Source organism: Beijerinckia mobilis, from assembly GCF_000745425.1.
Classification (GTDB): domain Bacteria; phylum Pseudomonadota; class Alphaproteobacteria; order Rhizobiales; family Beijerinckiaceae; genus Beijerinckia; species Beijerinckia mobilis.
The window spans coordinates 273,869-297,634 of the sequence record NZ_JQJH01000001.1 but is presented as its reverse complement, the minus strand read 5'-3'; the positions used below and the strand labels follow the sequence as shown (position 1 = coordinate 297,634).

Sequence of the window (23,766 nt, the reverse complement as noted above, 5' to 3'; positions counted from 1 at the left end):
GAGCGCTTTTGTCGGGCGACGGTTCCGCGCCATGAAGGGAGGAAAAAGTGCGAGGATTAAAATGGAAAACTGTTGTCGTAACCGGGGGTGGGGGCGGTATCGGTTCCGCGACCTGCCGACGTTTCGCCGAGGAAGGCGCGCGCGTCGTTGTTGCCGACATTGGCGAAACCGCGGCGCTAGCGGTGGTGGAGAGTGTCAAGGCTCTTGGCGCTGATACGATGGCCCTCATCGTCGATCTCACCGATTATGCCGCGACTGCATCGGCAATCAGCAAAGTCGAGGCGGAGTTCGGTCCCATTGATATTCTCGTCAACAATGCGGGTTGGGACCTCTTCGTACCCTTTCTAAAATCCGAGCCGGATTTCTGGTCCAAGATCATCGATATCAATTTGCGATCGGTCCTTAATATCACCAAGCCGGTCCTCGCTTCGATGGTCGCACGGCGCGCGGCCGGACGGATTGTATCCATCGCGTCTGATGCCGGACGTGTCGGCTCTTCAGGGGAATCGGTCTATGCCGCCTGCAAGGCCGGTATCATCGCCTTCTCAAAGACGCTTGCGCGCGAACATGCGCGCCACGGCATTACCTTCAACGCAGTCTGTCCAGGTGTCACCGAGACGGCAATGCTGGAAAACTTCATGGAGGCAGCCGGCGACAAGGAGAAATTGCGGAGCGCCTTTACCAAAGCGGTACCGATGGGCCGCATGGGCCGTCCGGACGATTTACCCGGGGCCATTCTGTTTCTTTCGAGCGATGACGCCGCTTTCATCACCGGCCAGGTGATTTCGGTTTCCGGTGGTCTCACGATGAGTGGCTGAGATGAGTGGCTGATGAGAGATTCCGATGTGTATCATACCCGGGCGATGAATGCCGTGTTGACGAGGTATCGGCTCGATACCGAACAGGATTGATCATGCTCTGATGCAATCAATTGAATCGGGATCGCATATAACAGGAAACGATCATGTCCTATAATGACATTCTATATGAGATCCGGAATGGTGCTGCCTGGATCACCATCAACCGGCCTGATAAATACAATGCCTTCCGTGGCCAGACGGTGGATGAACTGATCCACGCTTTCCAGACCGCTGGATGGGATCGCAAGGTCGGCGTCATTGTGCTGACGGGAGCGGGCGAAAAGGCTTTCTGCACCGGCGGAGATCAATCAGCGCATGACGGCCAGTATGATGGGCGGGGTGTGATCGGTCTGCCGATTGACGAACTCCAAAGTCTTATCCGCGACGTACCGAAACCGGTTATCGCCCGTGTCAACGGATTTGCCATTGGTGGGGGCAATGTCCTTGCCACCATCTGCGACCTGACGATTGCCTCGGAAAAGGCTCAATTCGGCCAGGTCGGACCCAAAGTTGGTTCCGTCGATCCAGGCTTCGGCACGGCCTATCTGGCGAGAATCGTCGGTGAGAAGCGCGCCCGCGAGATCTGGTATCTCAACAAACGTTACAGTGCTGCCGAAGCGCTTGCCATGGGTCTCGTCAATGCGGTTGTACCGCATGAAGAACTTGATGCCGAAGTTGATCGTTGGGTCGCTGAATTGATGGAACGGTCGCCTACCGCGCTGGCGCTCGCCAAAGTCTCTTTCAATGCCGACAGCGAAAACATCCGCGGGATTTCCGCTCTCGGAATGCGTGCGCTCAGCCTCTATTATGATACGGATGAGAGCAAGGAGGGCGGTGTCGCTTTCCGTGAAAAGCGCAAGCCCGATTTTCGGCGGTTCGGCAAATAGCGATCAAAAAGAGAGATCCGCCAGCCGTCATGGCCGGCGACGAAACAATCAACAAAAACAAAATCAAGGGAGGGCTTCATGAGCATAGAAATGTCTTGCCTGGACCCGGCGACAACATCTTCCATCATCGGCCAATTCCGGCCTATGCCGCTTACCAGGCACTCGCCAGAACGATAGAGACGGTGAGGCGGGTGGCTCTGATGCGCGCAAGTGCAGGCGCTGTCATTCCCCGCTGAGCATGTCACCACAGGCTTGTTTCGGTGGGCACCCTGTCCAATCAGAGGAGCACGGACATGATTACTATCCGTGCTCCAAGAAAAAGCTTGTGATTCAGGCAGGAAAGACAGATGAACCCGACAATTTTCGATACGCATGAAATGAATGCGCTGCGCGATCTTGCCCGCAAATTCGCGACAGAGCGGTTGGCACCGGGCTATCGCGAACGCGAACGCACAGGCGTGTTTGGCAAGGATCTCGTGCGCGAAATGGGCGGGTTGGGTCTGATCGCGCCGGAACTGCCGGAGGAATACGGAGGGTCCGGCACTGGTGCCCTCTATTCCGGTGTCATCATAGAAGAGATCGCGAGGGGCGATTTCAATTTTGGCTATATCAACATTCTTGCCTCGTTGAACGGCCAGATCCTGAATCGCTTCGCCAATCCGGAGATCAAGCGCCACTGGCTGCCCAGGTTAACCGCCGGGGAAATCATGATCGCGATCGCGCTTACCGAACCGCGTGGTGGTTCGGATGCGGCAAATCTCGGCCTGAAGATGGAACGGGCCGGGGATTATTACATCATCAATGGCGAGAAGACATCGATTTCGGCTGCCGATCAGGCCGCCGGCGCGGTGGTTTTCGCCCGCACCGGCAAGTCTGAAGACAAAGCGCATGGTATCTCGGCCATTTTCGTGCCGATGAATACACCGGGCCTATCCACCACGCGTTTCACCGATATGGGTCAACATGCGATTGGGCGCGGCTCCATTTTCTTCGACAATGTGAAAGTGCCTGCCGACCATCTTCTGGGCGAGGAGAATAAGGGCTTCGTACAGGTCATGCAGGGGTTCGATTTCTCGCGTTCACTGATCGGACTGCAATGCCTCGGCACGGCGCGTCAATCCCTGATCGAAACCTGGGCCTATATCGGCGAGCGCCATGCGTTTGGGAAGCCGCTCGCTGCCTTCCAGGGCATCACGCACCAATTGGCCGATTTCGACACCAGGATCGAAGGCGCGCGTCTGTTGAGCTACAATGCATTGTGGCTCAAGGATAATGGCCTGCCGCATGTCGCCGAGGCGGCCATGGCTAAATGGTGGCCGCCGCTCCTCGCCTATGAAACGATCCACGCCTGTCTGCTCATCCATGGCCATGCGGCCTATTCCAACGAACTGCCGTTCGAGCAACGGCTGCGCGACGTGTTGGGTCTGCAGATCGGGGATGGGACCGCGCATATCATGAAAAATATTATCGCTCGTGAGCGGTCAGGTATCAAAGCCTGATGCCGGAATCCGATGGGTATGATTCAAATGAATCCGGGATAATGTCGAATACGCAGCGGTGACATGACACCGGACATGCCGATCAGATTGAACGTGGTCGGGTGATGAGGGACAACACAGACAAGCGGGGGAACGTCATGAAGTTCGATGCTGTTTTGCTCGAGCCGCGCCGCGTGAAGATGGAAGCGGAACGTCTCTGGCCGGGCAAGACTCTCCTCGACTATTTTGAGACATGGCTCGCGGAAAAGCCTGATGCCCTGGCGCTTACGAGCATCGCATTCAATCCTCAGCAACGGCATGATTTCACCTATGCGGACCTCGACCGGCTTTCCTGGCGCGCTGCCGCCGGGCTCCATCGGCTGGGACTTGGCAAAGATGATGTTCTGGCCTGTCAGCTCTCTAATGTCTGGGAATATGTCGTTCTCTATATCGCCTGCCGCAAACTCGGGATCGTCTTCAATCCGGTCATGCCGATTTTCCGCGAGCACGAGCTGCGTTTCATGCTGCGGCACGGGGAAGCGCGCGCCTTCGTGATCCCCAAGGTGTTTCGCGGTTTTGACCATGAGGCAATGGCTGCAGCCTTGCGTTCCGACCTGCCGGCTCTCGATCATGTCATCGTCATCGGTGGTGAGGGAAAGAACAGTTTCGATGTGATGCTGATGGATCCGGCACTCGACGATACACCGGGGCTCAGCGACATCAGTGTCCGTGATCGCGGTAATGCGAACGATGTCTGCCAGTTGATCTACACATCTGGCACGACAGGCGAGCCAAAGGGCGTGATGCATACGGCGAATACGATGTATTCAAACCTCGTCGCCTATGCCGACCGGCTCGGACTTGGTGAGTCCGACATCATCCTGATGGCTTCGCCGATGGCTCATCAGACGGGCTTCATGTATGGCCTTCTGCTGCCGGTGATGCTCGGCGCCCGTATGGTGCTGATGGAATCATGGGACAAGGCGGCCGCCGCGCGGTTGATTGCCGAGGAGCGTGTCACCTTCACCATGGCGTCGACGCCCTTTCTTATGGATCTCTCCGCCATTGTCGATGAACTTGGTATCGACGTCTCTTCATTGCGCATCTTTCTTTGCGCCGGGACGGCGATCCCTGGTTCTCTGGTCGAGCGGGCACGGCGAAGTCTCGGCACGAAGATCATCTCGGCCTGGGGCATGACGGAGAATGGGGCTGTGTCCGTCGTCTCTCCTGCGGACCCTGATGAACGGTCGATCAACACGGATGGCTTTGTGCTGACCGGAATGGAGTTACAGATCCGGGGGGCGGACGGTAAGCCGGTCCCAAAGGGTCTTGAAGGCGAGCTCTATGTCCGCGGCTGTTCCAATTTTGTCGGCTATCTGAAACGGCCGGAATGGAACAATACGGATGCAGAGGGCTGGTTTGATACAGGTGATATCGCTCGTATCGACGCGCAAGGTTATGTCCGGATTTGCGGCCGCTCCAAGGATGTCATCATCCGTGGCGCCGAGAACATTCCCGTCGTCGAAGTCGAAAAACTCCTTTACGAGAATCCCGACATCGAGCAGGTGGCGATCGTCGCCTATCCGGATGACCGGCTTGGCGAACGGGCCTGCGCATTCATCGTTCCAAGAAAAGGAACGACGCTGACCTTCGAGGACATGATCCGCTTTCTCGATAGTCGGCATCTCGCCAAGCAATATTATCCTGAGCGCCTGGAGATCCGTGATCGTCTGCCGGCGACTGCCGCCGGCAAGATTCAGAAATTCGTACTGCGCAACATGTTACGCGAAGCCTATGAAAAGGCCAAGCTGTGATACTGCCGTCCCAATCAGAGATCCATCGTCTTGACCATGCCTCATACATGAGGGCGGTCTGACTGATAGCTTGCTCCGTTCCTGCGGTGATTTGTCATGTCCGAATGTGTTCACACAAGCTTTGATGACGGCCTGGCGATCATCACCATCGACAATCCTCCGGTCAATGTCACTTCCCATGCGGTGCGTGAAGGATTGATGGCGGCGCTCGACAAAATCGAGGCGGCTGGCGCAACCCGCGTCATTCTGACGGGAACCGGCAAGAGCTTTGTCGCGGGGGCCGATGCGAAGGAATTCGCCTTGCCACCGCAACCTCCGGTTCTTCCCGAGATCGTCGAGCGTATTGAGAATTTCCCTGTCCCGGTCATTGCCGCCCTCAACGGAACGGCGCTTGGCGGCGGCCTTGAGCTGGCGCTCGCCTGCCGGCTGCGGCTCGCCGCGCCACAGGCCACTCTGGGGCTGCCGGAAGTGACTCTCGGCGTCGTGCCGGGCGCAGGTGGAACGCAGAGGCTGCCGCGCCTTATCGGGCTCGCACCCGCTTTGTCGCTGATTGCGGAAGGCCGGGTGATTGGCGCGGTGGAAGCCGAGCGGTTGGGTCTCATCGATGGCCTTATGGATGATCCCGTCACGGCCGCGCGCAGCCATCCGCTGCCTGAACGGCCGGTGACGGGCGCCTTGCCTGCGCCCGCTCTGGATCCGCAAGCCATTGAGACAGCAAGGCGAGAGGCAAACCGTCGCAATCCGCGCCAAGATGCTCCGCAGAAGGCGATCGGCCTCGTCGAGGCCACCTGCCGTCTGCCGCTGGCGCAAGGCCTCGCTCTTGAACGTGAAACCTTTCTCGCGCTCAAGACATCGGATCAGGCAAGCGCGCTGCGTCATGTCTTCTTTGCCGAACGCGCGGCTCTGGCTCAAGGCAAGACGGGAGGTGCGGAGATCGGCAAGGCCGTGGTTGTTGGCGGCGGGTCGATGGGCGCGGCCATCGCCTATGCGCTGGCCGGTACGGGAATAGAGGTGACGGTGGTCGAAACCGATACCGCATCCAGAGAGCGGGCCCGCGCCAATGTCGCGAAACTCTACGCCGAGTCGGTGAAACGCGGCAAGATGAATGCGGAGGCTGCTGCTGCGGAGGAAGCCACGCGCCTGCGCTTTCAAAGTGGCTATGACGCCCTGCCTGCCGCCGATCTCGCCATTGAGGCTGTGTTCGAGGATATGGACGTCAAGCGCCAGGTTTTCACCGCGCTCGATGCGGCTTTACCGCAATCCGCCATTCTCGCGACCAACACCTCGTTTCTGGATGTGAATCGCATTGGCGACGGTCTGAGTAACCCGTCACGATTTCTGGGCCTGCATTTCTTCAGCCCGGCACATGTCATGAAGCTGCTCGAGGTGGTGCGCGGGGCGCAGACATCCGCGGCGACGGTTACGACCGCCTTGCGGCTTGCCGCGCGGCTGAAGAAGATCGCGGTTCTCGCGGGTGTCTGCGACGGTTTCATAGGAAATCGCATTCTCACCCGTTACCGGCAGATCTGCGACATCATGCTCATCGAAGGTGCTTTGCCCTGGCAGGTCGACGCAGCCCTGCGTGGTTTCGGCATGGCGATGGGCCCCTATGAGGTGCAGGATCTTTCCGGTCTCGATATCGCCTATGCCAATCGTAAACGGTTGGGCTGGAGAACGAAGCCGGGGTTTCGCTACATTCCGATCGCCGACAGGATCGTCGAAGAGACGAGCCGGCTCGGCCGCAAGACCGGCGCAGGCTGGTATGATTATGACAATGGGAAGCAAACGCCCTCCGCATTGATCGACTCTCTTGTCATCGGGGAATCAGCGCGGGCCGGTATCACACGGCGGCCCTTCGATGATGATGAAATCGTCCGGCGCGCCATCACGGCCATGAGCGAGGAAGGATTCCATATTCTCGAGGAAGGCATTGCGGCGAAATCCGCCGACATCGATCTCGTGATGATCCATGGCTACGCCTTTCCGCGCTGGCGCGGCGGTCCGATCCATTATGCCGGCCGTGTTGGTCTGCCTGAAATCCTGCACCGCATCGAGGCCTATGCCGCAGCCGACCCGCTTTCCTGGAAAGTGCCGGATCTGCTGCGCCGTGCCGTTCGTGAAGGTGTTGATCCCGATAGTTTCGGAGAGCAACCATGACGCAAGCCTTCATCTGCGATTACATTCGCACGCCAATCGGCCGCTACGGCGGGGTTTTGGCCCCTGTGCGCACAGACGATCTCGCCGCTTTGCCACTCGCGGCTCTGCTCGCACGCAATCCCGGGCTTGACCCCGGCGCGGTTGAGGAAATCTGGATGGGTTGCGCCAATCAGGCGGGTGAGGACAATCGCAATGTCGCCCGCATGGCTTTGCTGCTCGCGGGCTTTCCCGCAAACGTTCCGGGCGTCACCGTGAATCGTCTGTGCGGTTCCGGACTCGAGGCTGTGGCTGCGGCGGCGCGCGCTATACGGACGGGCGATATCGATCTCGCCATTGCCGGTGGCGTCGAAAGCATGACGCGGGCCCCATTTGTGATCCCGAAAGGGGCTTCCGCCTGGTCGCGCGCCAGCGAAATTTACGACACGACGATCGGTTGGCGCTTCGTCAATCCGCGCATTGCCGCCGCCTATGGCACCGATTCCATGCCCGAGACAGCACAGAATCTTGCCGATGATTATGCCGTGAGCCGTGAGGACCAGGACGCTTTCGCCCTTCGCTCGCAAGAGCGCGCTGCGGCAGCGCAGGCGAGCGGGCGTTTTGCGGCCGAGATCCTTCCTGTGGAAGTGCCGCTCGGCCGTGGCAAGTCCCTGGACGTCTTGAAGGATGAACATCCGCGGGCGACGACGCTCGCTGATCTTGCGCGGCTGAAGCCGATCACCCGTCCGGACGGTTCGATCACCGCGGGCAATGCGAGCGGCGTGAATGATGGCGCCGCGGCCTTGATTATTGCCTCGGAAGCGGCGGCAAGGCGCTTCGGGTTGACACCGCTTGCGCGTGTCGTCGCGGCCTCGTCGGCAGGTGTCGCCCCCCGCATCATGGGTTATGGACCCGTGCCGGCGGTGAAAACATTGTGTGCGCGGACCGGCATCAGTCTCGACACTATCGCGACGATCGAACTCAATGAAGCCTTTGCCGCCCAGGCTTTGGTCGTGCTGCGGCAGCTCGGTATTGCCGATGATGACCCTCGCGTCAATTCCAATGGCGGCGCCATCGCGCTCGGCCATCCCCTCGGCATGAGCGGCGCGCGGATCACGGGGACGGCGGCTCTTGAACTCGTACGCGGCGGCGGCCGCTACGCACTCGCGACGATGTGTGTCGGCGTCGGCCAGGGGGCGGCCCTGCTTCTGGAGAGAAACTGATGAATGTGAAAGGAAATGTCATGATGGCAGAAACGAAGCTGAAGCCGAAGGATATGCCAGACCTTTCGCGCTTCGACTGGGAGGATGCATTCCGCCTCGACGGCCAGTTGACCGAGGAAGAACGGATGTTGCGCGATGCCGCCCGCGCCTATGCGCAGGAAAAGCTGCAGCCGCGTGTCATTGCCGCCTACCGTGACGAAATCACCGATCCCGCGATTTTCCGGGAAATGGGCGGCATGGGCCTTCTCGGCGTCACAGTGCCGGAAGAATATGGCGGGGTCGGCGCGAGTTATGTGAGCTATGGCCTTGTCGCTCGTGAGATCGAACGCGTCGATTCCGGCTATCGCAGCATGATGTCGGTGCAATCCTCGCTGGTGATGTATCCGATCTATGCCTATGGCTCGGAAGATCATCGCCGCAAATATCTGCCGAAACTCGCCTCCGGCGAATGGATCGGCTGTTTTGGCCTCACGGAGCCCGATGCGGGCTCTGATCCGGCCGGCATGAAGACCGTCGCGAAAAAGACTGCGACCGGCTATGTGCTCAACGGTTCGAAGACCTGGATCTCGAATGCGCCGATTGCCGATGTCTTTATCGTCTGGGCTAAATCCGAAGCCCATGACGGCAAGATTCGCGGCTTCGTGCTCGACAAGGGCCTCAAGGGTCTCTCGGCCCCGAAGATTGGCGGCAAGCTTTCTCTGCGTGCATCCATCACTGGCGAAATCGTCCTGCAGGATGTCGTGGTCGGGGAAGAGGCGCTTTTGCCGGGCGTCGAGGGCTTGAAAGGACCTTTCGGCTGTCTCAACCGGGCACGTTATGGCATCGCCTGGGGCGTTCTCGGCGCCGCCGAATTCTGCTTCCAGGCTGCGCGTCAATATGGTCTCGACCGCAAACAATTCGGCAAGCCGCTCGCCGGCACCCAGATTTATCAGCTCAAGCTCGCCAATATGCTGACCGAGCTCTCGCTGGGGCTGCAGGCATCCTTACGCGTCGGACGGCTCCTTGATGAAGCCAATGCCGCGCCGGAGATGATTTCGATCGTGAAGCGCAACAATTGCGGCAAGGCGCTGGAGATTGCCCGCCTTGCACGTGACATGCACGGTGGCAATGGCATTCACGAAGAATTCCAGGTCATCCGTCACATGGTGAATCTCGAGACGGTGAACACCTACGAAGGTACACATGACGTTCATGCCTTGATTCTCGGCCGCGCGATTACCGGCATACAGGCATTTTGCTGAAGCCTGACGCGAGCTCTCGAACCGATGATTGAATAAAGCATGTTTGGCACGAAAACCGAATATGCACCGGGGAGGAAAGAATGAAAATACTCGTGCTGGTGAAACGTGTCATCGACTACAATGTAAAGGCCCGTGTAAAATCGGATGGCTCCGGTATCGATCTCGCCAATGTCAAAATGTCGATGAACCCATTTGACGAAATCGCTCTCGAGGAAGCCGTCCGCCTGAAGGAAAAAGGCGTTGCGACCGAGATTGTCGCGGTGTCGATCGGCGTGAAACAGGCGCAGGAAACATTAAGAAGCGCGCTTGCCCTGGGTGCTGACCGTGCAATTCTTGTCGAGGCAGAGCCAGGCACTGACATCGAGCCTCTGGCGGTCGCCAAGCTCCTTGCCAAAATCGTGGAGACGGAAAAGCCGGGTCTGGTTCTTGCCGGAAAACAGGCGATCGACAATGACATGAATGCGACTGGCCAGATGCTGGCGGCGCTGCTCGGTTGGGGCCAGGCGACTTTCGCCTCGGCGATCACAGTCGAAAAGGATTTCGCCGATGTCACGCGTGAAGTGGACGGCGGGTTGCAGACTATCCGTGTGAAATTGCCGGCGATCATCACCGCCGATCTCAGACTGAACGAGCCACGTTATGCGTCGTTGCCTAATATCATGAAGGCGAAAAAGAAACCTTTGGAGGAGAAAACTGCCGCCGATTACGGCATCGACGTCACGCCGCGCCTCGTGGTGCTCAGAACCGATGAGCCAGCGGTCCGTAAGGCAGGTGTGAAGGTGGGTTCCGTCGATGAGCTGATTGTCAAACTCAAGCACGAGGCGGGAGTGTTCTGATTATGATGATTCTCCTTATTGCGGATGTTAAGGGCGGTATCCTTGGTCTTGACGCGACAGCGCGGGCACTCTCCGCAGTCAGCGGTCTCGGCGATGTCCATGTGCTTGTTGCCGGGGAAGGCATAGCGCCAGCCGTGGCGCAGGCGGCGACGCTTGCCGGTGTCTCCAAGGTTCTGGCAGCCGATAGCCCGGCCTATGGCAAGGGGCTGGCTGAACCGCTTGCCGATCTCATCGTTTCGATCGCCGGCCCCTATAGTCATATCGCGGCTCCGGGAACCGCCTGTGCCAAGAATGTGCTGCCCCGCGTGGCGGCGCTTCTTGATGTCATGGTGATTTCGGACGTGATTGCGCTCGTCGATGGAGAGACTTTCAAGCGGCCGATTTACGCCGGCAATGCGATCCAGACGGTGAAATCAGCGGATAAAGTTAAGGTCTTGACCGTGCGCATCGCTTCCTTCGTCGCTGCCCAGCCCGGTGGAGCAGCCCAAGCCGAGACGGTTTCCGGCCCGGCTGATCGGGAGCTTTCGCAATGGATTGAAGAGAGGATAGCCGAGAGTGACAGGCCGGAACTGACTAGCGCGAAAGTGATCGTCTCAGGCGGGCGCGGTGTCGGCTCGCAGGAGAATTTCGCCGTTATTACCGGTCTTGCCGACAAACTCGGCGCTGCTGTAGGCGCGAGCCGCGCGGCGGTGGATGCGGGATTTGCGCCAAACGATTGGCAAGTTGGCCAGACGGGCAAAGTGGTCGCGCCCTCGCTCTACATCGCCGTCGGTATTTCGGGTGCCATCCAGCATCTTGCCGGCATGAAGGATTCCAAGCTGATCGTCGCCATCAATAAGGATGAAGAGGCGCCGATCTTCCAAATCGCTGATTACGGGCTCGTCGGCGATCTTTTTCAGATCGTGCCGGAACTGACAAGCAAGCTCTGACATCGAAGCAAAAGCCTCGTAGGTCATACGTCCAAGTCCCGATGAGACACACTCATCGGGACTTTCCACCTCATCAGCTTTGCATCCCTCAATTTACAATAGCGTATGCGATCCCGCCTGATCCAGGAACCGCGATCGAGAATACCGGAAAAGGGAATCATGATGTCCAGCATCGAACGCGAGATCATGACCTATGACGTCGTGATTGTCGGCGCAGGCCCCGCAGGTCTTTCCGCCGCCATCCGGTTGAAGCAACTCGATCCCGATCTTACCGTCATCGTTCTGGAAAAGGGTTCCGAGGTCGGCGCCCATATTCTTTCAGGCGCAGTCCTCGATCCGGTGGGTCTCGATGCCTTGATCCCCGAGTGGCGGGAGAAAGGTGCACCGATCACCGTGCCGGTTCGCGAGGACAATTTTTACCTTCTGAGTAAGGCCGGACAAATTCGCCTTCCAAACTGGCCGATGCCGCGTCTGATGTCGAACCATGGAAAATATATCGTCTCAATGGGCAATCTTTGCCGCTGGATGGCCGATCAGGCGGAATCGCTGGGTGTCGAGATCTTTCCAGGCATGGCTTGCTCCGCGCTCATTTATGGCGAAAAGGGCGAAGTGAAGGGCGTTGTCGCCGGCGAATTCGGGCGCGACGCACAAGGCGGCATCGGACCGAATTACGAACCCGGTCTGGAGCTCCATGGCAAATATGTGTTTCTGTCCGAAGGAACACGCGGCTCACTCGCCAAGGAAGTGATGGCGCGTTTTGATCTCACGCGTGGCCATTGTCCGCAGAAATTCGGGATCGGCCTCAAGGAAATCTGGGACATCGACCCCGCCAAGCACCGCGAGGGGACGGTGACGCATACGATGGGATGGCCTCTCGGTTCTAACGCCGGTGGCGGATCGTTCCTGTATCACATGGAGAAGAACCAGCTCTGCATCGGTTTTGTCGTGCATCTGAATTACGAGAATCCCTATCTCTCTCCCTATATGGAGTTTCAAGGCTTCAAACATCATCCGATGGTCGCCGAACTTTTGAAGGGCGGCAAGCGTGTAGCCTATGGCGCGCGGGCGATCTCGGAAGGGGGCTGGCAGTCGATCCCGAAAGTCGTCGCACCTGGTGTGGCGCTGCTCGGCTGTTCTGTCGGGCTCGTCAATGTTCCCCGCATCAAGGGCAATCATAATGCCATGCTCTCCGGCAAGACTGCGGCCGAGGCCGCTTACGCAGCAATCAGCATGGGCCGTTCGGGCGATGAACTTTCCGCCTATGAGACGGAGCTGCGCTCCGGAGTGGTAGGGCAGGATTTGCTGAAGGTCCGCAACGTCAAACCGCTCTGGTCCCGCTTCGGGCTTGCGACAGCGTTAGCGCTCGGCGGTTTTGATATGTGGATGAATGAATTGTTCGGTTTCAGCCTGTTTGGCACGTTGAAACACGGCAAAAGCGATGCGGCTGCAACCGGTCTTGCAAAAAATTTCACACCCATCGCCTATCCCAAGCCTGACGGTGTTCTTTCCTTCGACCGTCTGACCAATGTTGCCTTCAGTTTCACCAATCACGCCGAGGGTCAGCCACCGCATCTGCGCCTGCGGGATCCGTCAATCCCGATAGACGTCAATCTTCCGCTTTATGCCGAACCTGCAGAGCGTTATTGCCCGGCGGGGGTTTATGAAATTCTCGATGAGGAAGACAAGGGAAAGCGTTTCATCATCAATTTCCAGAACTGCGTCCATTGCAAAACTTGTGATATCAAGGACCCGTCGCAAAACATCGACTGGACCACGCCGCAGGGCGGTGACGGGCCGAATTATCCCAATATGTGACGTGGAGTGAACCATGAGCGATGAGGGCTTTGTCTGGCGCCGGAGGGTCAGCTTCGGCGATTGTGATCCGGCGCGCATCGCCTATACCGGCCGCATACCGGAATTCGCGCTCGAAGCCATCGACGCTTTTTGGGAGGATCTCCTCGATGGCGTAAACTGGTTCAAAATGTATACGGATCAAGAGCTCGCCATTCCCTTTGTCCGGATGGAAATGACATTCAAAAAGCCGGTCACGCCACGGGCGCCATTGTTCTGCCGCGTTGAACCGATCGCACTCGGCAATAGCTCCATGACATTCGAAGTGACCGGCAGCCAGGACGACATTGCCTGTTTCATTGCCCACTTCGTCTGCGTTTTCGTCACCGCCACGAACTTTGGCAAAATTTCCGTGCCGCCGCCTATTCGTGCGAAACTCGAGAGCCGCTTTCCCGCGCTATGTAACCAGGTGTCGAAGGCAGGCTCCTGCGAAGAATAAAGATTTCATGTTGACGAAATGTCCCGGGCGGGTCCTACAGCCGCTTCAATGAGCCGTGCGAGATCCTCATCGCCCGTGGGCCGCGCCATGTCGAACATAGCCTCCGGCGCGATGGACGCATATTCACTCCTGCCGCCGGCCCGCAGGACCGGCTGTGCGCGAGCCGTTCTGTAAATGCCGTCAGCCACGAGGTCGGCCCTGATATGCACACGCACGACCTCTCCAAACACCATCCAGTTTTCCAACAGCACGCCTTCGATACCTTGAAGTTGCAATATTTGAGTCAGCCGGCATTCGAAGTGAACAGGACTCGCGGCGACGCGGGGCGGACGCACCATCTCACTCGGCAATCTTTCGAGATGGGCGAGATCGAATTCGCTGATCTCATGCGGCACTGCGGCCGAACTGATGTTCATCGGCTCGGCTAAAGGAAGAGTGACGAGATTCCAGACGAATTCTCCCGTTGCTTTGATATTGGCGACCGTATCCTTCCAACCGCTGCTGGCAAAACCGATGATCGGCGGCTTGAAACAGAAAGCGTTGAAGAAACTGTATGGTGCGAGATTGGAACGTCCCTGTTCATCCAGCGATGAAATCCAGCCGATCGGTCGGGGGCCGACGATCGCATAGAACGGATCATGGGCAAGTCCATGACCGGCCGATGGTGTGTAAGAGTGAAACGGCTCTGAGCCCATGGCTGTATCATCCCGGAAATATTCGGGAGCCTTCCGCGATTTTGCAGTAAGGCAGATCAGCGTTTGAAGACATCATTTCGAGCGTTTGTCAATTTCAGATGGCGCGGTAACAAAATCCGTCATTCATGATTTAGCGATTGTGAAATTGCGGACGGCGCTTTTCAGCGAAAGCGTTCATGCCTTCGCGCCGGTCATCAAGAGCGAATGTCGAATAGAGCAGGCGCCGTTCGACATAAAGTCCTTCCTGCAGATGGGTTTCATAGGCCTTGTTGACCGCTTCCTTCGCCAGCCGCACGATCGGGCGGGAACTGACAGCGATATGGTTGGCGAGCGCGATGGCCTCGACGAGGTGCGTGCCTGCCGGCGCGACGCGGCTGATGAGCCCCATTGGAACAGCCTCCTCGGCCGTAAGCACCCGCCCCGAGAGGATCATATCCATAGCGACGGCCTTGCCGACAAGGCGCGTCAGGCGTTGCGTGCCCCCGGCGCCGGGAATGATGCCGATGGTCGTCTCGGGCAGGCTGAACCGCGCCGTCTCGGATGCGATGATGATATCGCACATCAGAGCAAGTTCACAGCCGCCCCCGATGGCATGGCCTGAAACTGCCGCGATCGTCGGCTTGCGCAGCCGGGCGATCCCTTCCCAGGTCGCGGTGATGAATTGTTCTTCGTAGACTTCGGCAAAGGATTTATCCTTGATCTCCTTGATGTCGGCACCCGCGGCAAAAGCGCGATCCGAGCCGGTGACAATGATCGCTGCAATTTCGCCATCATCATCCAGAACGCCGGCGGCTGCGGACAATTCGCTGGTGAGCGCGTGATTGAGCGCATTCAATGCCTCGGGCCGGTTGAGCGTGATGATGCCGACTGGCCCTTGCCTGGTGATGAGAATATGTTCATAGGTCATGTGATGCTCATGCAATCCGGATCAAAATCTTGCCCATGCGAGATGGATCATTGAGGCGTGCCAAGGCCGCTGGTACTTCGCCCAGGGAAAAGATGCTGTCGATGAGCGGAACAAATCCGCCAGCCTGCCATGTGCTGACCAATTGACGAAATTCTTCCATATTGCCCATCGTCGAGCCATGAACCGATAATTGCCGCACGAACAGACGCTGGATCTCCGCTGAAGGATGAGCGCCAGTCGTCGCTCCACAGGTCACGAGGGAACCGCCACGGGCGAGTGAGCGCAGCGACGCACCCCAGGTCTGCTCGCCAATATTATCGACGACGAGATCCACGCCTTCTCCTTCAGTCAATGAGAACACGGCTTTGGGGACATCATTATTGCGATAATCGATGACTTCGGTACCGAGCGCATGGAAATGCGCAAGCTTCTTCTCACCGGTCGTCGTGACGATCACCCGCGCGCCGGCTATTCGTGCGAGTTGCATGGCGGCGTAGGAAACACCGCCTCCAGCTCCCTGGATCAACACGATCCTTCCAGGCGAGACCGGCACCTTGCCGAAGATCATGCGCCAGGCGGTGAGATAGGCAACGCCCAAAACCGCGGCCTGATCAAGGCGACTTCCAGTTTTCAGCTTGACGAGGGAGCGCACGGGCATGGCGACATATTCGGCGAAAGTACCATGGCGGTGTTCGCCAAGGATGCGCGCAAAACGACATAAAGGCTGATCGCCCGCGAGACAATGCCGGCAAGTGCCGCAGAATTCATAAGGATAAAGGATAACATGGTCGCCGGGAGTGAGATCCGTGCCTTGCGGAGCCTCCGCAATTTCGCCGACTCCGTCGACACCCATGATCAGCGGCAGTTCATGTGTGATACCGACGCCGCTATCACGCATGTAGAGATCGACCCGATTGATCGATGCCGCCAGCATGCGCACCTTAGTCCAACCATCAGGTATGACGGGGTCGGGCATGTCACGCAGGCTGACACCATGGCTCGCGCGTTCTTCAAGGACGACAGCTTTCACAAAGACTCTCTTTCTAAAAAGTGCCGATAAGAAGTATATTGTCATATTTTTATGAATTGTCCATCAGGGAATATCTTTTTTAACCATTCATCATTAGTGAGATAAAAGCCGTCTTGTCGACGGTGTTTTGATGCGTTAATAAGACAATATATTTACTCATTATGGTGATATCGGCGTCCGTCGCATCTGCCTCAGGTAACGCTCTTGTGGCGTTGTTTTTCAGTCACATTCAGTCTGCTATCGGGGCGGCAAGTTGTGCCTAAAGGGGCAGGCCGGAGAACGGATCTGGAAATCGCGCGAAGGCGCTCATATCCGTTTCACATTGCAAGAACAACATACAAATATCGGGGAGTTGAAATGAAATACGGGCATCACGACATCCATGCCGCTGTTGAGTCGTCTGGTGGGTGGTATGACAATCGGCCCGTACATCGATCGCGACGAGATAATCATTATTCAGTTGGAGGGAGGTACGTCAAATCCCTTCTCCAGCGCCTTATGATGGCTTGTGCCATCTGTGCGATCGCTCCCCAAATGTTGCTTGCCGACGCAGCATCCCCTGTCGCAACCTCTGCCGATCCTGGGGCGAGTACTCCACAAACAGGCAGGCTCACATTGAAGGAACTCGATGAGCGCTTTGGGTGGCGTGGCTGGAATATTCCTTTTTTTTCTTATGCGAATACATTGACACAGGATACAGACGGTTGGCGCTCAACCCTGGCACAATATGGGATTGGCTTTCTCGCCCTTGATCTAGCTGCCTTTTCAGTCAACATGTTGAATACGCCGTTGACCAATCCGAAGGGCCAGCAGACTTATTGGGGTCAACGTGGCAGCGTGAACAGCCAGTTCGCTATGTTCCTGACTTTTGATCTCAGCCGGTATGGCATTCCGGATGGTCAGATTCAGATCGGTAGCGATTTGGTCAACAGCACATGGCATCCCTATATTCCAACCAATTACGGCTTCTATCGGCTCGCCTATTACCAAAGTTTCTTCGACAGAAAAGTCGAACTCAATGTCGGCTATCTCTCAAACGCGCAGACATTCGTCGGCATTTATGTTGGCGGCCAGATGCAAAATCCGTTTGGTCCCAGTTCGTCGATTCCCATCCAGCTTGGCCTGTCGGCGGTTCTCGCAACGCAACCGACACTTTCTCTCAAATATAATATGACAGAAAATCTCTATAATCACTTCGGCGTAGCACGAAGCTTGAGTCCGACAGCATCCGTCATTTATGACAGCGTGCGATTGAATCCGGTTGGCCTTGATTTCGACCTTGCTGGCGCGCGCGCGCTCTACATCGACGAAATTGGTTATAAGCAGGTGGCAAAGCCGAATAAACCCTATACCTGGTTCAGGGCTGGCGGAATCTATAATTCTTCCTTGTTCAAAAATTATGATACGGGAGGCCGCAGTACAAATTCCGGCTTTTATGCCTTGTTCGATCGGCAATTCGTCCAATTCGAGCCGACATCGTCGACCGCAGCTCATCGCGGTATCTACGGCGGTGTCTCCTTCATGTATGCACCACCCCAGACCAATATCTTCAGCCAATATTATGAGGCTCGCCTCTATTCGTTCGGACTTTTCGATTCGCGGCCGAATGATATGATTTCATTGGTCTATCAACATAATGTGTTGAGCTCCTATTATGCCGATGCGACAAACCGGACTGCGGTTACAACGGGCACCTATGCGCGCCACGCCAGTAATTCGATTACGACTTCCTATCTTTGGAAGTTCCGGCCAGGACTATCGCTTACGGTTGGAGCCACTTATACGGATAACCCCAGCGTTACTTATACAAAGGGGCAGGGGCATGCCTTTAATTTCCTGGCGAGTACATTTATTGCCTTTTAACTGCTTGATGCCCTTGTTGTTGCACGGAACCGCGTGGTTCGTGATACACGTCGTTCTATCGGGGAGGAGCGGCTTGGCGTTGATTGAGCCGGTGCAGTATTGAGGTCGTCGCTTGGAGGACTTGCGCTCGATTATACGTCGATGTGATTGGGCGTGGTTCAGCTTTGCAACGAATCCCGACTTGAGCCGTTGTTTGGAGAATCCAGACATCAGAGGGGTTACGGTGCTCATGGCTATTCCGGAACACGTCCATAGAGGAGAGGAATCGAGCGTAACGCAGAGCCTCGGCCGTTTGATTATTGTTTCGAACAGAGTACCGGCGCCCTCCGTCGCGGGAACACCGAGCGCTGGCGGTCTTGCCGTCGCGCTCGCTGAGGTGTTGAAGGACCGTAGCGGGTTGTGGTTCGGCTGGTCTGGCAAGATCAGTCACGACGATGAAACCCCTCTGCGTGAGCACGCGGCAGGCTCCATCACTTACGCCGTTTGCGATCTCTCGCGCCGGGATATGGATGAATATTATCATGGTTTCGCCAATCGCGTGCTCTGGCCGATCTGCCATTATCGTGCTGACCTTGCCGAGATTTCGACGCGTGATATGGCGGGCTATTTTCGCGTCAATGAATATTTTGCTCGCCGTCTCATCGATCTGCTGAAGCCAGCGGATATTCTCTGGGTACATGATTATCATTTCCTGCCGCTGGCTTCGTTCCTGCGTCAGATGGGGTGCACCAACAGGATTGGTTTCTTTCATCATATTCCCTGGCCGGCCGTCGATATCGCCATGACGATTCCGTCTCACGACCGTCTTCTGCGGGCGATGACGGCTTTTGACCTGATCGGATTCCAGACCGAAAATGATGCCGGTAATTTCCGCGAGGCCTTGCACCAGAGCGGGATCGGCAAGCTGTTCGACTCCGAAAATGGCCGGCTCAATGGCCATGATTTTCAGATCCGTGCCTTTCCCATTAGCATCGATACGGCCGCTTTCGCGGAGGAGGCCACCCGCGCTGAAAGAAACCCGCTCGTCCGGCGCGCCAAGGCCAATTATGATGGTCGACCGCTGGCTGTGGGCGTCGATCGGCTCGATTATACCAAAGGGATCGAACAGCGTATCGAAGCCTTCGGCATCTTCCTTGAACGCTCGCCGCAGGCCGTCAAGGCGCGAACGACCTTGATTCAGGTGACGCCGAAATCACGTTCGGAAGTGCCGGAATATGCCCAATTGCAACGCGCCGTGGCTGAGAGGGTCGGACGCGTGAACGGCAAGCTGAGCGATATCGACTGGACACCGATCATCTACCTTAACCGGACGTTGAGCCGTTCCGTTCTCGCTGGCCTTTACCGCTTGGCCCGTGTGGGTCTCGTGACACCGTTACGCGATGGCATGAATCTCGTCGCCAAGGAATATGTGGCGGCGCAGGACCCTGACGATCCGGGCGTATTGGTGCTTTCTCAATTCGCGGGGGCTGCGCAGGAACTGGAAAGTGCTCTTCTCGTCAATCCGCATGATACCGAGGGTATGGCAGCGACCATCGCCCGGGCTTTCAGCATGTCGCGGGAGGAACGCCGGTATCGTTTCTCTGCCATGATGGAGACATTGCGCGCGAATGATGTCGCCAATTGGTCGCGCAATTTTCTCGCCCATCTGGAAAAACGGCCGCTTAAAGGTGTTCGAGCGCCGGCTTTGGTGAGTCCGCCCGAAGTTTGGTCGTCACTTGGCTCTGTGCAAAAGCCTGCCATGGAGGCTTGTGAGGTCATTACCGGTAATGCTCCTGTCGCGGCTGGTCCGAAACGGGAACAGACGGGGACTCCAAAAGCGATGCCTCATCAAAACGCGGTCCTAAAAACTCCCCAGCCCCTCGGGCATCATCTGCTCACGCGTGGATTCTTCTCCCCGGCCGACGCTTGAGCCTTGAGCCTTGAGCGAAGGCTATTATCAGACCGGCTAGGATCTCTCCGGAACTAGGCCACGCTTATGCTGGCCGGTATCGAGCCGGCGTGTCTCTCGATGAATACCTGAATCGAGCCTTAAGAAAACTTCCTCTTTTCGGGATGATGGATCCATCGTCCCGAAATGCTAACGATTGCATGGTGTTCTGTTGGCCAAATCCCTATCTGGGCGCCTAGCGGTCGCGGCGCCAAAAGGCTCCCTTAAATAAGGTCTTGGTGGCTTTGACCGGTTCCGGTCAAGCCGGATGCCCAGAGGGAATGGGCCTGCTTGATCACTTCGACGTCTTCTTCTGTCTTCGGGAGTCTCCCGATATGATCGATCGGAATGATATCCATTGGTACCGCGATGCCATTATCTATCAGCTCCATGTGAAATCTTTTTTCGATAGTGGCAATGATGGAATTGGCGATTTCAAGGGGCTGACGCAGAAACTTGACTATATCAAAAATCTCGGTGCGACAGCCATCTGGCTGATGCCTTTCTATCCCTCGCCGCTGCGCGATGATGGCTATGACATCGCCGATTACCGCAACATCAATTCTGCCTATGGGACGCTGCGCGACTTCAAACATTTCATTCATGAAGCGCATCTGCGCGACATCCGGGTAATCACCGAACTCGTCGTCAATCACACATCTGATCAGCATCCGTGGTTTCAGAAGGCGCGGGTGGCGAAGCCCGGCTCTGCCGCCCGCAATTTCTACGTCTGGTCCGATAACGATCGGCGCTACAGGGACGCGGGAATTATTTTCCTCGACATAGAAAAATCCAACTGGACCTGGGATGAGGAAGCCAAGGCCTTTTATTGGCACAGGTTCTATTCGCATCAGCCGGATCTGAATTACGACAATCCGCGCGTGCTCGAAGCGGTGCTCGAGATCATGTATTTCTGGCTCGAAATGGGGGTCGACGGCTTGCGCCTCGATGCTATTCCCTATCTCGTCGAACGTGAAGGGACCAATTGCGACAATCTGCCGGAGACGCATGCGATCATCAAAAAGATCCGTGCCGCGCTCGATTCCCGTTATCAGGACCGTATGCTGCTCGCCGAAGCCAATCTCTGGCCGGAAGATACGGCGCAATATTTCGGCGATGGCGATGAGTGCCATATGGCGTTTCATTTTCCGCTGATGCCGCGCATCTATATGGCGCTCGCACAGGAAGACCGGCATCCGATCACCGACATCATGAGGCAGACGCCGGATATTCCCGAGGGAGCGCAATGGGCGATCTTTCTGCGCAATCATGACGAGATGACGCTCGCTATGGTCACGGACAAGGAGCGCGATTATCTGTGGTCTTTCTATGCTGCCGATGCGCGTGCGCGTATCAATCTCGGCATCCGGCGTCGTCTTGCGCCGCTTCTTACCAATGATCGCCGCAAGATCGAGCTTTTGAATTCCCTGCTGCATTCCATGCCCGGCACGCCGGTTCTCTATTACGGCGACGAGATCGGCATGGGAGACAATATCTATCTCGGTGACCGCGACGGCGTGCGCACGCCGATGCAATGGTCGGTGGATCGCAACGGCGGTTTCAGCCGCTCCGATCCTGCCCGTCTGTTTCTGCCGGTGATTCAGGATCCGACCTATGGCTACAGCGCCATCAATGTCGAAGCCCAGCTTGCGAGCACCACGAGTCTGCTCAACTGGACACGCCGGCTGATCGCGGTTCGCCGTGCACATAAGGCTTTTGCCCGTGGTTCCTTGCGTTTTCTCTATCCTACCAATCGCCGCGTGCTTGCTTATCTGCGCGTTCAGGATAGCGAGACGATTTTGTGTGTCGTCAATATTTCCGGTTCGGCGCAGGCGGTGGAACTCGACCTTTCCGAATTCAGGGGGGCGGCGCCGATCGAACTCATGGGTGGCAGCATATTTCCACCCATCAGCGGCGCCCCCTATCTGCTCACGCTCGCGGCCTATGGCTTTTTCTGGTTCCGTCTCGAAAAAATCGAGGCGATGACAAAGCAGGAGAAAGTGGGACCGGAGCCGGAACTGTTCACGCTGGTCGCGACAGGCAAGCTCGAAACCATTTTGCGGCACCGCGAACGCATCGCCTTCGAACGCACGGTCGCGCCACGCTTTCTCGCATCGCGGCCGTGGTTTTCCACCGCCGGACGCGCGAATGGCAATGCCGTCACGGCGGTGGTTTTGCGCGATTTCGGCATTTTGCGCGATCGACGCAATGGCCGTTTTCTGTTGCCTCTTCTCGATGTAACCTTTGAAGGCGGCGGTAAACAGGCGTGGTTCACTCCACTGGCCGCCGAGGCCGGGATTGAATCTGACGATATTCTCGTCCATGCGGCGGCAAGGCTGCGCCGCGTGAACATGACCGGACTTTTATTCGAGGCCGATGCCAGCCCGGCTTTTCCCATTGCTCTTGTCGATGCCATGCGCCGGGGCGACGTGCTGCCGACCGAGGAAGGCGGCAGGCTCATTTTTCAGGCAACGGAGGCTTTGGCTCTTCGACTCACCGGCGATTTGGCGCTTCAGGATTTTCCTGTCCGCCTGGTTGAAATTGCCGGCGGCGACCAGGCGCAGGTCCTCGCCAACAGGATGATCGTGAAACTCTGCCGCCACCCCGAGCCGGGTGTGAACCCGCAAGTCGAGAGCAGTCTCTTTCTGACCGATGTCGCGGGGTTCAAAAATGTGCCCGCACTGCTCGGTACGCTCGATCATGTCGCGGCTGATGGCACACGCACTACCTTGCTTCTCGTGGAGGCCTTCATTCGCGGACAGGGCAATGCCTGGAACTGGACGGTGCATGCATTGAAACGTGTTTTCGAAGCGCAATCGCTGACGCCGGCCGCCACGCAATCGGAACTGGCGTCGATCGACAGTTTCGCGACTTACCTGCCCTATATGCAAAGGCTTGGTCAACGCACTGCCGAACTGCATAAGGCGCTTGCGGTGACGATGGACGATGGGGCTTTCACCACTGAAACTATGAGTCTTGATGATGTCGAGGCGGAAGTGTCGGTTGCCCGTGAATGCGCCATGCGTGGTTTCAGCCATCTCGAAAAGCTTGTACGGCAGGACAATCTTGCGGAAGATATCAGGACCGCCTGCGGTGATCTGCTGGCGCGCCGCGAGGAATGTCTGGGGCTGATCGATGATCTCTCTGCCATCCCGATCGGCGCGATCAAGATCCGCATCCATGGCCATTATCATCTCGATCAATTGCTGGTCGTCAAGGACGATATCATCATCGTCGGTTTCGAAGCCGACGGCACCCGTAGTGCGGCGTGGCGGCGTGCCAAAGCCTCTCCACTGCGGGATATTGCGGATATGGTGCGGTCATTCGCCTATGCTGTCGAAACCGCGCGGCGCGATCTTGTCAGGCAGCTTCCGCGCTCGACGGCGGCGAGCCGGCTCAAACAGGAGCGCATACGCTTTTCGCGTGTCTTCATCGAGGCCTATATGGAAGCGGCGAAAGGCAGTATCGTCTGGATCAAGGATGATGCGACACGGTCGAGATTGTTGCGTCTGTTTCTTCTGTCGAAAGCCTTCGCTTCCTTGGAGGAGGAAGTCATCAGCCGTCCGGATTGGGTGGATCTGCCTATCGAAGGCATCGTCACCTTGCTCGAGGCGCCATTGGAAATAGAGGGGTGACCAAGCTGGCTTAGTCCG

At 57.2% G+C, this 23,766-nt stretch carries 18 protein-coding genes; 15 read left to right on the top strand and 3 right to left on the bottom strand.

What is annotated here, in order from left to right; translation table 11 throughout:
* Positions 1 to 47 precede the first annotated feature (47 nt).
* From DL88_RS01310 to DL88_RS01255, 12 genes are all read left to right on the top strand, one after another.
* Complete coding sequence (locus tag DL88_RS01310) at positions 48 to 818, top strand: SDR family NAD(P)-dependent oxidoreductase (RefSeq protein WP_034990826.1); 771 nt, start codon at positions 48 to 50, stop codon at positions 816 to 818.
* A 146-nt stretch (positions 819 to 964) separates the two neighbouring features.
* Positions 965 to 1,747, top strand: a complete 783-nt coding sequence (badI, locus tag DL88_RS01305; RefSeq protein ID WP_034990825.1) for a 2-ketocyclohexanecarboxyl-CoA hydrolase — start codon at positions 965 to 967, stop codon at positions 1,745 to 1,747.
* A gap of 29 nt (positions 1,748 to 1,776) precedes the next feature.
* On the top strand, positions 1,777 to 1,983 hold the full coding sequence (locus DL88_RS01300) for a hypothetical protein (protein ID WP_034990824.1): 207 nt from the start codon (positions 1,777 to 1,779) through the stop codon (positions 1,981 to 1,983).
* A 111-nt stretch (positions 1,984 to 2,094) separates the two neighbouring features.
* Positions 2,095 to 3,246 (top strand): cyclohexanecarboxyl-CoA dehydrogenase, encoded by a 1,152-nt coding sequence (gene aliB, locus DL88_RS01295; RefSeq protein WP_034990823.1) that lies wholly within the window; start codon positions 2,095 to 2,097, stop codon positions 3,244 to 3,246.
* A 137-nt stretch (positions 3,247 to 3,383) separates the two neighbouring features.
* Positions 3,384 to 5,039 (top strand): cyclohexanecarboxylate-CoA ligase, encoded by a 1,656-nt coding sequence (aliA, locus tag DL88_RS01290; RefSeq protein ID WP_034990822.1) that lies wholly within the window; start codon positions 3,384 to 3,386, stop codon positions 5,037 to 5,039.
* Between the two features lie 96 nt (positions 5,040 to 5,135).
* Positions 5,136 to 7,196, top strand: coding sequence for an FAD-dependent oxidoreductase (locus DL88_RS01285; protein WP_034990821.1), 2,061 nt, complete (start codon positions 5,136 to 5,138; stop codon positions 7,194 to 7,196).
* Positions 7,193 to 8,395 (top strand): 3-oxoadipyl-CoA thiolase, encoded by a 1,203-nt coding sequence (pcaF, locus tag DL88_RS01280; protein ID WP_034990820.1) that lies wholly within the window; start codon positions 7,193 to 7,195, stop codon positions 8,393 to 8,395. Before DL88_RS01285 ends, pcaF begins: the two co-directional genes overlap by 4 nt.
* Positions 8,396 to 8,448: 53 nt before the next feature.
* The gene (locus DL88_RS01275) at positions 8,449 to 9,636 is read left to right on the top strand and encodes an acyl-CoA dehydrogenase (protein ID WP_210165248.1); all 1,188 of its coding nucleotides are present in this window, start codon (positions 8,449 to 8,451) and stop codon (positions 9,634 to 9,636) included.
* 80 nt (positions 9,637 to 9,716) lie between these two features.
* Positions 9,717 to 10,472: an electron transfer flavoprotein subunit beta/FixA family protein gene (locus tag DL88_RS01270; protein WP_034990818.1), complete on the top strand. Its 756-nt coding sequence runs from the start codon at positions 9,717 to 9,719 to the stop codon at positions 10,470 to 10,472.
* A gap of 2 nt (positions 10,473 to 10,474) precedes the next feature.
* A complete protein-coding gene (locus DL88_RS01265; protein ID WP_034990815.1) occupies positions 10,475 to 11,401 on the top strand; it encodes an electron transfer flavoprotein subunit alpha/FixB family protein in 927 nt (308 codons plus the stop codon).
* 162 nt (positions 11,402 to 11,563) lie between these two features.
* On the top strand, positions 11,564 to 13,216 hold the full coding sequence (locus tag DL88_RS01260; RefSeq protein WP_034991242.1) for an electron transfer flavoprotein-ubiquinone oxidoreductase: 1,653 nt from the start codon (positions 11,564 to 11,566) through the stop codon (positions 13,214 to 13,216).
* A 13-nt stretch (positions 13,217 to 13,229) separates the two neighbouring features.
* A complete protein-coding gene (locus DL88_RS01255; RefSeq protein ID WP_051955451.1) occupies positions 13,230 to 13,691 on the top strand; it encodes an acyl-CoA thioesterase in 462 nt (153 codons plus the stop codon).
* A 5-nt stretch (positions 13,692 to 13,696) separates the two neighbouring features.
* Here DL88_RS01255 and DL88_RS01250 read toward each other — a convergent pair whose 3' ends face one another.
* From DL88_RS01250 to DL88_RS01240, 3 genes are all read right to left on the bottom strand, one after another.
* Positions 13,697 to 14,386, bottom strand: coding sequence for a flavin reductase family protein (locus tag DL88_RS01250; protein WP_051955450.1), 690 nt, complete (start codon positions 14,384 to 14,386; stop codon positions 13,697 to 13,699).
* A 130-nt stretch (positions 14,387 to 14,516) separates the two neighbouring features.
* Positions 14,517 to 15,293, bottom strand: coding sequence for an enoyl-CoA hydratase-related protein (locus tag DL88_RS01245; RefSeq protein ID WP_034990813.1), 777 nt, complete (start codon positions 15,291 to 15,293; stop codon positions 14,517 to 14,519).
* A gap of 7 nt (positions 15,294 to 15,300) precedes the next feature.
* Positions 15,301 to 16,323: a zinc-binding dehydrogenase gene (locus DL88_RS01240; protein WP_034990811.1), complete on the bottom strand. Its 1,023-nt coding sequence runs from the start codon at positions 16,321 to 16,323 to the stop codon at positions 15,301 to 15,303.
* A gap of 204 nt (positions 16,324 to 16,527) precedes the next feature.
* Between DL88_RS01240 and DL88_RS01235 the strand changes: the two genes are divergently transcribed.
* The 3 genes from DL88_RS01235 to treS all read left to right on the top strand — a co-directional run bounded on the left by DL88_RS01235 (position 16,528) and on the right by treS (position 23,748).
* Positions 16,528 to 18,186 carry a carbohydrate porin gene (locus tag DL88_RS01235; RefSeq protein WP_156970874.1) on the top strand — a complete coding sequence of 553 codons (1,659 nt, stop codon included), beginning with the start codon at positions 16,528 to 16,530 and terminating at the stop codon, positions 18,184 to 18,186.
* A 229-nt stretch (positions 18,187 to 18,415) separates the two neighbouring features.
* Positions 18,416 to 20,095, top strand: a complete 1,680-nt coding sequence (otsA, locus tag DL88_RS01230) for an alpha,alpha-trehalose-phosphate synthase (UDP-forming) (RefSeq protein ID WP_084704748.1) — start codon at positions 18,416 to 18,418, stop codon at positions 20,093 to 20,095.
* A gap of 353 nt (positions 20,096 to 20,448) precedes the next feature.
* On the top strand, positions 20,449 to 23,748 hold the full coding sequence (gene treS, locus DL88_RS01225) for a maltose alpha-D-glucosyltransferase (protein WP_034991234.1): 3,300 nt from the start codon (positions 20,449 to 20,451) through the stop codon (positions 23,746 to 23,748).
* Positions 23,749 to 23,766: the final 18 nt, after the last annotated feature.

Excerpts from the sequence above, each read along its gene's own strand:
- DL88_RS01255 (WP_051955451.1), top strand. The coding sequence starts at position 13,230 with ATGAGCGATGAGGGCTTTGTCTGGCGCCGGAGGGTCAGCTTCGGCGAT.
- DL88_RS01265 (WP_034990815.1), top strand. The coding sequence starts at position 10,475 with ATGATGATTCTCCTTATTGCGGATGTTAAGGGCGGTATCCTTGGTCTT.
- aliB (WP_034990823.1), top strand. The coding sequence starts at position 2,095 with ATGAACCCGACAATTTTCGATACGCATGAAATGAATGCGCTGCGCGAT.
- DL88_RS01285 (WP_034990821.1), top strand. The coding sequence starts at position 5,136 with ATGTCCGAATGTGTTCACACAAGCTTTGATGACGGCCTGGCGATCATC.
- DL88_RS01275 (WP_210165248.1), top strand. The coding sequence starts at position 8,449 with ATGCCAGACCTTTCGCGCTTCGACTGGGAGGATGCATTCCGCCTCGAC.
- DL88_RS01270 (WP_034990818.1), top strand. The coding sequence starts at position 9,717 with ATGAAAATACTCGTGCTGGTGAAACGTGTCATCGACTACAATGTAAAG.
- otsA (WP_084704748.1), top strand. The coding sequence starts at position 18,416 with ATGGCTATTCCGGAACACGTCCATAGAGGAGAGGAATCGAGCGTAACG.
- DL88_RS01260 (WP_034991242.1), top strand. The coding sequence starts at position 11,564 with ATGTCCAGCATCGAACGCGAGATCATGACCTATGACGTCGTGATTGTC.
- aliA (WP_034990822.1), top strand. The coding sequence starts at position 3,384 with ATGAAGTTCGATGCTGTTTTGCTCGAGCCGCGCCGCGTGAAGATGGAA.
- treS (WP_034991234.1), top strand. The coding sequence starts at position 20,449 with ATGATCGATCGGAATGATATCCATTGGTACCGCGATGCCATTATCTAT.
- DL88_RS01245 (WP_034990813.1), bottom strand. The coding sequence starts at position 15,293 with ATGACCTATGAACATATTCTCATCACCAGGCAAGGGCCAGTCGGCATC.
- badI (WP_034990825.1), top strand. The coding sequence starts at position 965 with ATGTCCTATAATGACATTCTATATGAGATCCGGAATGGTGCTGCCTGG.
- DL88_RS01300 (WP_034990824.1), top strand. The coding sequence starts at position 1,777 with ATGGCCGGCGACGAAACAATCAACAAAAACAAAATCAAGGGAGGGCTT.
- pcaF (WP_034990820.1), top strand. The coding sequence starts at position 7,193 with ATGACGCAAGCCTTCATCTGCGATTACATTCGCACGCCAATCGGCCGC.
- DL88_RS01250 (WP_051955450.1), bottom strand. The coding sequence starts at position 14,386 with ATGGGCTCAGAGCCGTTTCACTCTTACACACCATCGGCCGGTCATGGA.